The organism is Mycobacterium sp. MMS18-G62 (assembly GCF_053877835.1).
Genome location: NZ_CM132662.1, coordinates 3305134 through 3317740, shown reverse-complemented (window position 1 = coordinate 3317740; position 12607 = coordinate 3305134). Strand labels below are relative to the sequence as shown.

Below are 12607 nucleotides of genomic sequence, written 5' to 3'. Positions count from 1 at the left end.
GTATCCAGTCGTCAGAGCAACTCCAGCAAGAAGGGCAGCTCTTGCGGCGCATACCACGCCAGATCGTGGTCCTGAGCGTCGCCGACGATGAATTCCGCATCCTCATCGCCAAGGTCCGCGGCGTCGACGGCCTCTATCGCCTGCACCACGGCGGTCTCGGCGTCGGCGTTGTCCACATAGACGGCGATCACGTCGTCGTAGGCGATCGGCCCCGCGAGCCGCACCACCGCGTCGTCGAGATCCGGACGGGCCGTCGCATCCTCGACCTCGGCGACCACCACGGCGCGCCGCGGCGGCAGGCCTGAGGTGCCTTCACCGGCGAGCAGCCGCAGCGAGGCCAGCGCCGCGTCGCGCAGCGCCACCTCGGCGAGCTCGTCGTCGTTGCCTTCCGCGTAGGACTCTCGCAGCATCGGCGTGACGGCGAACGCGGTGCCGCTGAGGGCGCGTATCGATCGGTCGGCGACGAGTTGCTGCAACATGGCGAGGGTCGCCGGAACGTAGACGCGCACGAGGCGACACTAGCCGTAAGCCGATCGCCCAGACGCGATCTACTGCGCGGCCTCCAGTAGTTCGTCGACCGATTCGGCCAGCAGCGACGGCAGCACGTCGACGTCGCTCATCGCGTCGCGGTCGGCGTTGATGCCGAAGTAGAGCATGCCGTTGTAGGACGTGACACCGATCGCGAGGACCTGATTGCTCAGCAGCGGCGGCACCGCATATGTCTCCAGCAGCTTGGTGCCCGCGACGTACATCTGTTTCTGCGCACCGGGCACGTTGGTGATCAGCAGGTTGAACTGCCGCGCCGAGAAACTCGTCGCGACCCGAATTCCCATGGCGTGCAACGTCGGTGGCGCGAACCCCGACAGCGTGACGATGGTGCGCGCGTCGACAAGGCTGGCCGCGGTCGGATGCGATTCGGTGGTGTGTGCGATCTGCGAGAGCCGCACCACCGCGTTTCCTTCGCCGACGGGAAGGTCGACGAGGAACGGTGATACCTCGCTGATCGCCTGGCCCGGTCCGGTCGTGTCGAGGTCGGCGTCGGGATAAACCGACATCGGCGCCATCGCGCGAACGGTCGTCGAGGATGTGACCGGCTCACCGCGCGAGAGCAGCCAGTTGCGCAGCGCGCCCGCGACCACCGCCAGCACAACGTCGTTGACGTCGCAGTCGTACCGAGCCCGCACCATGCGGTAGTCGTCCAGCCGGTGGCTGGCGACGGTAAATCGCCGGTTGCGTGAGACGGTCTTGTTCAACGGGCTGTTCGGCGCGGTACCGCGGGCCACCGTGCGCGCCACGTCGACGAACCGCCGCCCGACATCGGCCAGCTGCCCGGCGTTGGTGGCCACTTCGGTCACCGCCGTGCGCACAGCTGCCATCTGATCGGCGGGACGGGTGATCCATTCACCGACGGCCCCAAGCAGGAGTCGACGGTCGCTGGGTTCACGAGCCGGGATCCAGATGTCCTCGCCGAACTCCGGCGGCTTCTGGGTGCGGTCGGCGATGACGTGTCCGATCTCCAGCGCCGTCATCCCGTTCACCAAGGCCTGATGCGATTTGGTGTAGATCGCGATGCGGTTCCGGCCAAGCCCCTCGATCAGGTACATCTCCCACAGCGGCCGCGACTTGTCCAGCGGCCGGGAACCAAGCCGTGCGATCAGTTCGTGCAACTGCGCATCGCTTCCCGGCGACGGCAGCGCAGAGCGCCGGATGTGGTAGGTGATGTCGAAGTCAGGGTCGTCGACCCACACCGGCCTGGCCAGCCCGAGCGCCACCTCGCGCACCTTCTGGCGGTAGCGCGGAATCTGCGGCAGTCGTTGTTCGACGGTGGCCAGCAGCGTTTCGTAGCTCAGCCCGTTGCGGGGTTTGCGCAAGATCGACAGCGAACCGACGTACATCGGGGTCGAGCTGTTTTCCAGGTGATAGAACGCCGCGTCCGATGCCGACAACCTGGTCACCATCGCGGCGCCACCCTCCCCTGATTTTTTGTCGCTTTCAATGAACCCCCCGCAGAGATTATCGGCCGGTTCGATATACCCGCATCACGGGTGCATGCGGTGTCTGGCGAACGTGCGATCATGAAAAGGTCTGTGACTCTCCAGCAGATGCCGTTTCCGTCCGCGCCGACCGCTGGAGAGCTCCAATGACCGCATCCCCTGTTTCGCCCGAACCGACGTCCTTCACCAGGCCGGTCGTCGACTACGAACCGGCGCCCGTTGGCGTCACGGCATGCCCGCCGCCCTCCCCGGCCGCGCTGCACCGTAGGACCCCACGGCCCATTCGGTCGGTGGCGGCGCATCCGGTGCGCGAGCCGACCCCATCGCATGAAGCGCTGGTCTTCGCCGACGCGGCGCTGCGGCGGGTGCTCGAGGTCGTCGATCGCAGACGGCCCATCGCGCAACTGCGGCCTCTGGTGACGCCCATACTCATCGACACGGTCATCGCACTGGCGCGAACGCCGCACACTGCGGCGGCCACACTTCGGCGCGTCCGGTTGCGCATGGTCAACGACGAAGCCGCAGAGGTGTTCGCGACCTACACCCGCGGACAACGTCTGCGCGCCATCGCCGCCCGCGTCGACCTGATCAACGAACGCTGGCGCATAGTCGGCCTGCAGATCGGCTGAGGCGGTTAGCGTCATCCCCGTGCAAGGAAACACCCTCAGCGTGGAACGCGTCATCAATGCCCCGGCCGCCGAGATCTTCGCGTTGATCGCCGATGCCGGAAAGCATCCGGCGTTCGACGGATCCGGGACGCTCGACCACTCGGCGCAAAATTCCCAGCCGTTGGAACTGGGCTCGAAGTTCGGCATGTCGATGCGCGGCCGGCCAGAATCCTTGTTCCTCCCCTACCGCACCACCAACACCGTCATCGAATACGAGCCCGATCGCCGCATCGCGTGGAAGACCACCATCGCGGGCGGGCTTGTCGGCGGGCGCATCTGGCGTTACGAACTCGAACCGCAAGACGGTGGCACCCTGGTGCGCGAGACATGGGACTTGTCCCAGGACCGGCAACGGCTACTACTCAAGATGAATTCCGGTCCCAAGCAGGCCGAGGACGGCATGCGCGCCACGCTGCAGCGAATCGCGGCGCTCCTGGAGCCGTGAGCTAGCGCCGCTTTGTGGCCTTGGCCGCCCGACGCGCGGCCTCGCGGCGCTCACGGCGGGTGCCGCCGCCGCTCGGCGCAGCGTGCTTGGGCGCGCCACTGGACCGCTGCACCTGGGCAGACCCGTCCTCCGACGGGCCGGTGTAGGTGAGCGGTGGCGCCTCATCGTCAATTCCCTTGGCGCGCAAGGCCGGTGCTGGCTGAGCCGGGCGCTCCTTGGTCGCGACGCCACCCTCCTGCGCCTGGGCGGCGGCCGCGGCGTCGGCGGCGAACTGGGCCAGACCGGGCGGGGCGGCGACGGGTGCGACCGCGGGCGCCGGTGCCGCCTCGACCGTGACGTTGAACAGGAACGCCACCGACTCTTCCTTCAGCCCTTCGAGCATGCCGACGAACATGTCGTAGCCCTCGCGCTGGTATTCGACGACCGGGTCGCGCTGCGCCATCTGCCGAAGACCGATGCCCTCCTTGAGGTAGTCCATCTCGTACAGATGCTCGCGCCACTTGCGGTCGAGGACATTGAGCAGCACGTTGCGCTCGAGCTGACGCATCGCGCCCTCGCCGGCGATCTCCTCGAGCTGCTTCTCACGGTCGGCGTATGCCCGCTCGGCGTCGGCGATCAATGCGTCGAGCAGCTCCTGGCGGGTCAGCTCGCCGGGCTCACCGATGGCGTCGGTGTCGATCAGGTCGTGGTAGTCGATGCCGACCGGGTACAGCTGCTTGAGCGCTGTCCATAGCGCGTTGAAATCCCAGTCCTCCGAATAGCCTTCGGCGGTGGCGCCATCGACGTATGCGGTGACGACGTCGACAAGCATCCGGTGCGCCTGCTCGGCAAGGTCTTCGCCCTCCAGAATGCGGCGGCGCTCGGCGTAGATGACCTTGCGCTGCTGGTTCATCACCTCGTCGTACTTGAGGACGTACTTGCGGGCCTCGAAGTTCTGCTGCTCGACCTGGGTCTGCGCGCTCTTGATCGCGCGGCTGACCATCTTCGCCTCGATCGGCACGTCGTCGGGCAGATTGAGCCGATTGAGCATCGCTTCCAGCGTCGCGCCGTTGAACCGGCGCATCAGCTCGTCACCGAGAGACAGGTAGAACCGCGACTCGCCGGGGTCGCCCTGGCGGCCCGAGCGGCCGCGCAGCTGGTTGTCGATGCGCCGCGACTCATGGCGTTCGGTGCCCAGCACGTACAGGCCGCCCGCCGCGATGACGTCGTCGGCCTCCTCCGCCGCCTCGGCCTTGACCTGCGGAACCACCTTGTGCCAGGCGGCCTCGTACTCGTCGGGCGTCTCGACCGGGTCGAGGCCCTGGTCGCGCAGCCGCTTGTCCGCGAGGAAGTCGACGTTGCCGCCGAGCACGATGTCGGTACCGCGGCCGGCCATGTTGGTGGCGACCGTGATCGCGCCGAGGCGTCCGGCCTCGGCGATGATGCCCGCCTCCTGCTCGTGGTACTTCGCGTTCAGCACGTTGTGCGGGATGCGGCGCTTGGTGAACTGGCGCGACAGGTACTCGGAGCGCTCCACGCTGGTGGTGCCGATCAGCACCGGCTGGCCCTTCTCGTAGCGCTCGCTGACGTCGTCGACCACCGCGATGTACTTGGCCTCTTCGGTCTTGTAGATGAGGTCGGATTGATCGGCGCGGACCATCGGCTTGTTGGTCGGGATGCTGACCACACCAAGGCCGTAGATCTCGTGCAGCTCGGCCGCCTCGGTCTGGGCGGTGCCCGTCATGCCGGACAGCTTGTCGTAGAGCCGGAAGTAGTTCTGCAGCGTGATCGTGGCCAGCGTCTGGTTCTCGGCCTTGATCTCGACGTGCTCCTTCGCCTCGATGGCCTGGTGCATGCCCTCGTTGTAGCGGCGGCCGATCAGCACGCGGCCCGTGAACTCGTCGACGATCAGCACCTCACCGTCGCGGACGATGTAGTCCTTGTCGCGCTGGAACAGCTCCTTGGCCTTCAGCGCGTTGTTGAGGTAGCTGACCAGCGGTGAGTTGGCGGCCTCGTAGAGGTTGTCGATGCCGAGCTGGTCCTCGACGAACTCGACGCCGAGCTCGTGCACGCCGACCTGGCGCTTGCGCAGGTCGACCTCGTAGTGGGTGTCCTTTTCCATCAGCGGGGCCAGGCGGGCGAACTCGGTGTACCAGTTCGACGCGCCATCAGCAGGGCCGGAGATGATCAGCGGCGTGCGGGCCTCGTCGATGAGGATGGAGTCGACCTCGTCGACGATGCCGAAGTTGTGGCCGCGCTGGACCAAGTCGTCGAGGGAATGCGCCATGTTGTCGCGCAGGTAGTCGAACCCGAATTCGTTGTTGGTGCCGTAGGTGATGTCGGCGGCATACGCCGCCCGCCGCTGGTCCGGCGTCATCTGCGCCAGGATGACGCCGACGTCGAGGCCGAGGAAGCGGTGCACGCGGCCCATCCATTCGGCGTCGCGCTTGGCCAGGTAGTCGTTGACCGTGACGACGTGCACACCCTTGCCGCTCAACGCGTTGAGGTAGGCGGGCAGCACCGCCGTCAGCGTCTTACCCTCACCGGTCTTCATCTCCGCGACGTTGCCGAAGTGCAGCGCCGCCCCGCCCATCACCTGGACGTCGAAGTGCCGCTGGTCGAGCACCCGCCAGGCCGCCTCGCGGGCGACGGCGAACGCTTCGGGCAACAAGTCGTCGAGGTCGGCGCCGTCCTCGACCCGCTTCTTGAACTCCTCGGTCTTGGCCCGCAGCTCGGCGTCGGAGAGCTTCTCGACGTCGTCGGACAGGGTGTTGACATAGTCAGCCACCCCCTTGAGGCGCTTGACCATGCGGCCTTCACCGAGACGGAGCAACTTCGACAGCACGCTTTTCCCCTATGGGTTGGATTCTTGAGCTCCATCCCATGTTAGGTGACTTACCGGTACCCCCGGCCCAACGGCGTCAGGCCAGGCGAATCAATCCGTAGTCGTACGCATGGCGGCGATACACCACGCAGGGCTTGTCGGTCTCCTTGTCGTGGAACAGGAAGAAGTCGTGGCCGACGAGCTCCATCTGCGAAAGCGCGTCGTCGACGGTCATCGGCGTGGCCGGATGCTCCTTGGTGCGCACGACGCGGCCAGGCTCATGCTCGTCGACCGCAACGCCGTTCACCTGGCTGTCGTCGGCCCGCGCCTGCGGCGGCTCGAATGCCTCGGGGGCGATAGCTGTGGCCTCGGCGAGCGAGACGGGCGTCTTATCGCCGTAGTGGATCTTGCGCCGGTCCTTGTGGCGCCGCAGCCGGCTCTCGAGTTTGCACACCGCCGACTCCAGGGCGGCGTAGAAGCTGTCCGCGCAGGCCTCGCCGCGCACCACCGGGCCGCGACCACGCGCGGTGATCTCTACGTGCTGACAGTTCTTCCGTTGACGCCGGTTGCGTTCGTGGTCCAGTTCGACGTCGAAGAGGTAGATGGTGCGGTCGAATCGTTCCAGGCGTGACAGTTTTTCTGAGACGTAGATGCGGAAGTGGTCGGGAATCTCGACGTTGCGGCCCTTGACGACGACCTCTGCGTTCGGCGCGGGTTCGGGCGTCTCGTCCTCGACCACCATCGTGCGGTCTGTGTCCACGGATTGGCTTGACATGCTTGGCAACTCGTTTCTCTCGCGGAGTCGCACGCTTGGGCGTGCCCGGCTGTGTGGTGGATACGCGCCGGCGGGCCTGCATGTCGCACATGTCGCACCGCCCGCCGGTGCAAGGTGTCGACTACTCACCTCCTACCGCTTGTGGCGATGCCGGCGCTTCTGGCTGAGCGCCGCCGTGAGTGATTCACGGGTGGTTGGTGCCGACGGTAGTCCGTGTTCACCCAGTCGTGCCAGTAAATTCGCGGACCCGTTTTGAGTTCTTCACATTGGGTTGATCTGACAGAAATTGCCTAAACCGTCACGCGTTTGCGATCGCAAGCACCGCGACCACGCGAGCACCCGCGGCACCGAGGACTTTGACTGATTCGCTGGCAGTGGCACCCGTGGTGACGATGTCGTCGACGAGCAGGACGTCGCCGGTTACGGGCCTGGTGAGCCTGACCCGGCCCGTGATGTTGCGCTGACGCTCCGCGCCGGACAGGCCGACGGAGTCGCGGGTGAACGTCTTCACCCCCAGCGCCTTGGTGACCGTGACGCCTTCGGCGGCGGCGGCCAGGGCGATGCGGGTGACAGGGTCGCCGCCGCGCCGCCGCGCGGCAGATCGGCGGGTCGGTGCCGGCACGAGGGTCAGCGGCGTGTCGAGCAGGCCCCACGTGAGCAACCGCTCAAGTCCTGCACTCACGGCTGTAGCGAGCGGTGCGATCAGGTCGGCGCGGCCGTGCTCCTTGACGGCAACGATGGCGTCGCGGCGGGCCCCGGCGTACCGGCCGAGCGACAGCACCGGTACGCCGGGATCGATGCGTGGGGTGACGAGGCGCGGCTCGTCGGGTTTGACCGACAGCTCTTTGGCGCAGGCCTCACACCATCGGGTCGACGGCGCGCCGCATCCGCCGCACTCCAGTGGCAGGACAAGGTCGAGCACATTGGCAGTGTCGCTGTGGGGTGTGACAGCCGACGTGACTCGGCGTCACGCCGTGGCCAGCGGGGCCCGCCGGCCAACCCCTTTCTCCAAGTCGCTGACGCCCTTGCGGGCCTGAAGCGACCAGGCGATCTGGAATACTCCGAGGGCCACCAGCCATGCCCCAGCCACGACGGCGAGCACGACGATGGAATCGAACGGCCACGCCAACACCACCAGGCCGGCGATGACGCTGGTGATCCCCAGGAATATGTGCCAGCCCCGGCCAGGCAACGCCGGGTAGCTGATCGCCAACGCGGTCTCGGCGACCCCCTGGAACATGAAGCCGACGCCGACCCAGATGGCCAGCAAGAGGATCGCGTAGCCCTGCCCGAGGTGGCGGAATGCCAAGACGCCCAGCACAAGTGACAGCCCCCCGCTGACGAATAGCAATAGCCGTTCGCCACCGGACACATCGAGGCTGAACGCGAATATCACTTGGGCGATACCCGACAACAACAGGTAGGCGCCGAATAGGGCGCCCGCGACGCTGATCGATATTCCGGGCCACACGAGAATCACAATGCCAAGAAGGAGCGAGACCACGCCCATGCCCAGCATTGATTTCCATAGGTGGTGAAACAGCGTCGGACGTTGGTTGGTAGTCATGCGGATCAGCTCTTTCCAGCTAGTTGTTCGGCCTCGCCACGAGCCAGTTCGGCGCGTACGACCGCCCATTCGGCGGCATCCAGGCAATAACCCGCGAGGTTGACCGCCGCGACGGCATCGTCCTCGGCCGCCTCGGCGTCGCGCTCGGCGTTCTTTTCCTTGACTTCGGTTTGCCACTTCTCGAAGTCGGATCGCATTTCGGCGATCTGCTTGTCGATCGAACCCCTGATGTCCGACCACCAGCTGCGCACTGCGCCGACCGCCTCGGTCGTGGCCTTGTCGAACTCGGTGGCTTCTCGTTCGATAGCTGCCTCGAGTTCGCGGCGACGGGCTTGCAGCGCAGCTTCGTTGCTTGCCACCACCGCCGCGGCCGAGTCCTCAACCTTTTTCACGCGATCAGCCAGATCCAGCAGAGAATCAGATAATTTCATTGTTTCGCCCCTCCTTTTAGAGACTTTGCGGACACCCCAACTCTTCGCCGATGCGGCGGTTTGTCATAGGGCATAAAGTCACGACCGCAAGAGAACCACTACGCGAAATACATAGGGCGCCAAATAATTTCGAGTACAAGTCTGGAAAATCCTCACAATTGAGGACTCGTCACTTATTCACGGGTCGCCGGTCACCATAAACGAATTCGATAATTTCGATAGCAATAAGATTGCCCGCGACACATGATGACCTAGGACTCTACTGGCCGAGTCCAGATGCCGAAATCATGGCGGATACTCGGGCATTGTTGGGGGCGAATATGGCTGCAGGTCTTGACGATTCAATGACACAGGCGCATGCGTCGAAGGGGGTCCGACAGATCGCCCAAGGGCTGGGCGCGCTCGACGCCGAGGTATTCGAGGCGATTGCCGATTCGCCAAGTCCGCTGCTTGACAAGACAATGCCGGCGCTCTCGCGCGCCGCGGATCACTCCAAGCTGTGGCTCGCGATCGCTGCGGCCATGGCGAAGTGGGGTGACCGGTCCAGTCGGCACGCCGCGGGCCGGGGGGTGGGCACCCTCGCGGTGACAAGCCTCGTCACCAATCAGGTGGCTAAGCGCGTATGGCGGCGCAAGCGTCCCGTATACGCGCGCGTCCCGTTCTTGCGGCGCCTGCACCGATATCCGGTGTCGCATTCGATGCCATCCGGTCACTCGGCAAGCGCTGCGGCGTTCGCAGTCGGCGTCGGTCTGGAAAGCCCGATGCTCGGGCTGGTCATGGCGCTCCTTGCCGGCCTGGTCGGATTGTCCCGAGTGGCGACGGGCGCCCACTACCCCGGCGATGTCTTGGCGGGCTTCGGCATCGGCGCGGCGATCGGTGTGGCGGGTGGGCGGTTGGTCCCACCGGTCGTGGAGCACCACCTTCCAGCCGCAGAACCGCTGCACCTCGACACGGAACCCCGCCCCGACGGCGAGGGCGTGGTCCTGGTCGTCAATCCCGCGTCGGGCAGCGGGACGGGCGCCCGCGTCCTCGACGAGGTACGCCGGGCGCTGCCGCGGGCCGAGATCGTCGAATTGAGCCGGAATGACGACGTCGAGAACGTCCTGCGGGCGGCCGCTGAGCGAGCCGACGTGCTCGGCATCGCCGGCGGCGACGGAACCGTGGCGTGCGCAGCGGGCGTGGCGGTACAGGCCGGCCGCGCCCTCGCCGTCTTCCCCGCCGGCACCTTCAACCACTTCGCCAAGGACATCGGCTGCGACCGGGTGGCCAAGACCGTTCGGGCGATCAAAATGGGCTCTGTCTCAGACGTCGACCTCGTCTACTTCAACGGCGACAAGGCCGTCGTCAACACGGCAAGCGTCGGCGCGTATCCAGAATTCGTGCGGCGGCGAGAACGCATCGAGCACAAGGTCGGCAAGCCGGCAGCCGCGGCCTATGCGATGCTTCGTACCTTGCGCCGGGACCAGCCGGTCCGCATCCGTTACGACAACATGACGATGCAGACATCGCTGCTGTTTCTCGGCAACTCGACGTACGTGCCGTCGGGTTTTGCGCCGGTGCAGCGCAACAGGATGGACAGTGGGCTGATCGATGTGCGCATCCTGGAGGTCGGCCGGCCGCTGAGCCGTCTGCGCATCATGACGGCCCTGGTCTTGGGACGCCTGCCACGCAGCCGCCTCTATCACGAGCATCAGGTGCCCGAGTTCAGCTTCAGTGCCGTCGACCGACCCGTCTCCGTCGCACTGGACGGCGAGGTCGACGGCCATCACACTCATGCGACGTTCACCGCCCGCTACCGGGCCCTGCGGGTGTACACCCAGAAGACGCGGCGCTGAGCACCGGTGGTGTCCGCTAGTACTGTGCGCCTTCGAGTTTGGTCAGTTCCCAGTCGAGTACACCACTCACATAACGTATTCGCTTCTTGGCCTCGTCGACCACGTCCGGCATGAGGCCCAACTGGCTGACGATCTCGTCGGCTACGTGGCGAGAGTGGTCGGAAAAGCCGTGCGCACCACAACTGCAGGCGATGCCGGAACCGCCGTCGATTTCGCGATGGTCGCCGACGATCCGCCCGATACGCTCGGCAAGTTTCTGCTGGACGTGCTCCCGTGCGCCCGTCATGTGAATCCCTTCGTTACGCGGTCAGCCCAAGACGATCGAATCGCCTTGGACGGTGACGTTCTTGGCCGCGAGCGGCTTTTGCGCAGGGCCCTTGGCGACCGTGCCGTCGAGGTTGTACTGGCTGCCGTGGCACGGGCAGTCGATCGTCCCGTCGGCCACCTTGTTGACCGTGCAGCCCGCATGCGTGCAGATCGCGGAGAAGCCCTTGAAGACGCCTGCCGACGGCTGCGTCACGACAGTTTCGCCGACGATCACTCCCGATCCGACAGGCACCTCGGACGTCTTGGCGATGACGTTGGCAGCTGGCGCCGCCGGTCCGCCTGTCGCCGGCGCGGTAGCGGATGCCGTACTCGATTCGCCCGTCGCCTCGGGCTTCTTGCCGTACGTCGAACACGCCGCGACCACGGTGGCGACCAAACCCAGCCCAGCGCCCAGCAGCACCTTCTGGCGGGGAATGCGCAGATCCTGAATGCCCATCGAAATCCCTTCCTCTAAAACGTAATTCCGTTGGTCTGGAAGAACCACAGCGCCGAGGTCAGCCAGATATACACCAGCCCGAAGAAAACCAAGCCCCCGACGACCGGAATCACCCATCCCCGAAGACCTTTGCGCGTCAACAGCACCATCTTTGTCACGAACGCGCCGTAGAAGAAGCAGCCGAACAGCGAGTGGAACAACACCCGGTTGTCGTACGACTCGAAGCCGAGCGCGTACAGGCAGTGCACTGCGACGGGCACACTGACGAGCACGGCAAGCCGCCCCGACCACACGTGCGCGGTGCCGATCCACGACGGTGCCTTTCCGCCGGGGATCAGCCGGTACATCGCGAACGCCGATGCGAGCTGGAACAGCGCCAGCACGATGGCCAGTGTCGCGAGCCAGGACTTCGCCGCGAGTCCACTGGAGAACCCCGCGATGTTGATGGAAAAGTATTGTGGCTCATGTACTTTGCCGAACACGCCGAGCCCGACCGCCACGAGTGCGCCGACCAGGACAGCGACCAGTACGGCCACGCCACTCGAGGACCTCGTCGGCGTTGCCGTCGTCGGCGCGTCAGTGTCAGACATCGCTATCCCCCTCCACGCGATTCGCGACGACCGTGCGGCCGTCGATCACCGAGGTGCGGTCAAGGGACAACCCAGGCGCCGGTGTGGTGGTGCCGTCGGGTTGCCGTTGCACGCCGGTCACACCGCCGTTCTGGTCGATGATCCAGCTGCTGCGAACGCCGGCTTGGTCGTAGACATACAGCCCGGCCGGCGGCTGCGCCGCCGAAGCGCTGAAGTTCCATTGCTTTTCGCCGAGCCACAACGTCCCGACGACCGCGCTGCCCTGCAGCCGCCCATCGAGCCGGCCCGACTTGTCCTTGCTTGCAAGGCTGACCGCGCCGTTCGTCGCGTTGCCCCGCAGCCACGATTCGATCGTGTTGCCGTCGCACGCGTAGGCGATCGCCTTCTCACCGTCGACGGCGATCTCTAACGTGATCGTGCCGTTGGCCGTCGGAATCTTGCCGACATAGTCGGCCTTGGCTGGAAACGCGGACGGGGGCGGCGTACTCGGCGCGGGCGGCGCAGGTGCCGCAGTGGCCGGCGCGGTCGTGGTCGACTGCGCGGTGGAATATTCCGGCGGCGGCTTCTCCGGCTCCTTGGAGATGTTCACGAGCAAGATGCCGGCTCCGAGCGCCGCGACGGCGGCAAGAGTGACGTACGGACCGCGGATCTTCATAATCCCCTCCTGGCTGTTGAGCAAACACCGTCAGGCGATGTTTGTCTGCACAACGGGCGATGCCGGGAGTTGGTTCAGTAC

The 12607-nt window shown here is 65.9% G+C and carries 14 protein-coding genes; 3 read left to right on the top strand and 11 right to left on the bottom strand.

Annotated features, from left to right (window positions below; genetic code table 11):
* Positions 1-11: 11 nt before the first annotated feature.
* On the bottom strand, positions 12-509 hold the full coding sequence (locus ACWW36_RS16535) for a DUF6912 family protein (RefSeq protein WP_456137084.1): 498 nt from the start codon (positions 507-509) through the stop codon (positions 12-14).
* A gap of 39 nt (positions 510-548) precedes the next feature.
* Positions 549-1958 carry a WS/DGAT/MGAT family O-acyltransferase gene (locus ACWW36_RS16530; protein WP_456137083.1) on the bottom strand — a complete coding sequence of 470 codons (1410 nt, stop codon included), beginning with the start codon at positions 1956-1958 and terminating at the stop codon, positions 549-551.
* 182 nt (positions 1959-2140) lie between these two features.
* Between ACWW36_RS16530 and ACWW36_RS16525 the strand changes: the two genes are divergently transcribed.
* Positions 2141-2623, top strand: coding sequence for an Rv3235 family protein (locus ACWW36_RS16525; protein WP_456137082.1), 483 nt, complete (start codon positions 2141-2143; stop codon positions 2621-2623).
* A gap of 19 nt (positions 2624-2642) precedes the next feature.
* Complete coding sequence (locus tag ACWW36_RS16520) at positions 2643-3107, top strand: SRPBCC family protein (RefSeq protein ID WP_456137081.1); 465 nt, start codon at positions 2643-2645, stop codon at positions 3105-3107.
* A gap of 1 nt (position 3108) precedes the next feature.
* On the opposite strand, the gene secA is transcribed toward ACWW36_RS16520, so the two are convergent.
* From secA to ACWW36_RS16495, 5 genes are all read right to left on the bottom strand, one after another.
* Positions 3109-5931, bottom strand: a complete 2823-nt coding sequence (secA, locus tag ACWW36_RS16515; protein ID WP_456137080.1) for a preprotein translocase subunit SecA — start codon at positions 5929-5931, stop codon at positions 3109-3111.
* Between the two features lie 76 nt (positions 5932-6007).
* Positions 6008-6652 carry a ribosome hibernation-promoting factor, HPF/YfiA family gene (gene hpf, locus ACWW36_RS16510; RefSeq protein WP_456142516.1) on the bottom strand — a complete coding sequence of 215 codons (645 nt, stop codon included), beginning with the start codon at positions 6650-6652 and terminating at the stop codon, positions 6008-6010.
* Positions 6653-6983: 331 nt separating this feature from the next.
* On the bottom strand, positions 6984-7607 hold the full coding sequence (locus tag ACWW36_RS16505; RefSeq protein WP_456137079.1) for a ComF family protein: 624 nt from the start codon (positions 7605-7607) through the stop codon (positions 6984-6986).
* Between the two features lie 45 nt (positions 7608-7652).
* On the bottom strand, positions 7653-8252 hold the full coding sequence (locus ACWW36_RS16500; protein ID WP_456137078.1) for an HdeD family acid-resistance protein: 600 nt from the start codon (positions 8250-8252) through the stop codon (positions 7653-7655).
* A gap of 5 nt (positions 8253-8257) precedes the next feature.
* Positions 8258-8683 (bottom strand): hypothetical protein, encoded by a 426-nt coding sequence (locus ACWW36_RS16495; protein WP_456137077.1) that lies wholly within the window; start codon positions 8681-8683, stop codon positions 8258-8260.
* A 344-nt stretch (positions 8684-9027) separates the two neighbouring features.
* On the opposite strand from ACWW36_RS16495, the gene ACWW36_RS16490 reads away from it, so the two are divergent.
* Complete coding sequence (locus tag ACWW36_RS16490) at positions 9028-10518, top strand: diacylglycerol kinase family protein (protein ID WP_456137076.1); 1491 nt, start codon at positions 9028-9030, stop codon at positions 10516-10518.
* A 16-nt stretch (positions 10519-10534) separates the two neighbouring features.
* Here the strand turns inward: ACWW36_RS16490 and ACWW36_RS16485 are convergent, their stop codons facing one another.
* From ACWW36_RS16485 to ACWW36_RS16470, 4 genes are read right to left on the bottom strand one after another with little or no spacing between them, the layout of a single operon-like run.
* On the bottom strand, positions 10535-10804 hold the full coding sequence (locus ACWW36_RS16485; RefSeq protein WP_456137075.1) for a hypothetical protein: 270 nt from the start codon (positions 10802-10804) through the stop codon (positions 10535-10537).
* 21 nt (positions 10805-10825) lie between these two features.
* A complete protein-coding gene (locus tag ACWW36_RS16480; RefSeq protein WP_456137074.1) occupies positions 10826-11281 on the bottom strand; it encodes a QcrA and Rieske domain-containing protein in 456 nt (151 codons plus the stop codon).
* 14 nt (positions 11282-11295) lie between these two features.
* Entirely contained in the window at positions 11296-11871 is a 576-nt protein-coding gene (locus tag ACWW36_RS16475) for a DUF6529 family protein (RefSeq protein WP_456137073.1), read from the bottom strand.
* Positions 11864-12526 carry a hypothetical protein gene (locus ACWW36_RS16470; protein ID WP_456137072.1) on the bottom strand — a complete coding sequence of 221 codons (663 nt, stop codon included), beginning with the start codon at positions 12524-12526 and terminating at the stop codon, positions 11864-11866. The genes ACWW36_RS16475 and ACWW36_RS16470 overlap by 8 nt, the downstream gene beginning before the upstream one ends.
* Positions 12527-12607: the final 81 nt, after the last annotated feature.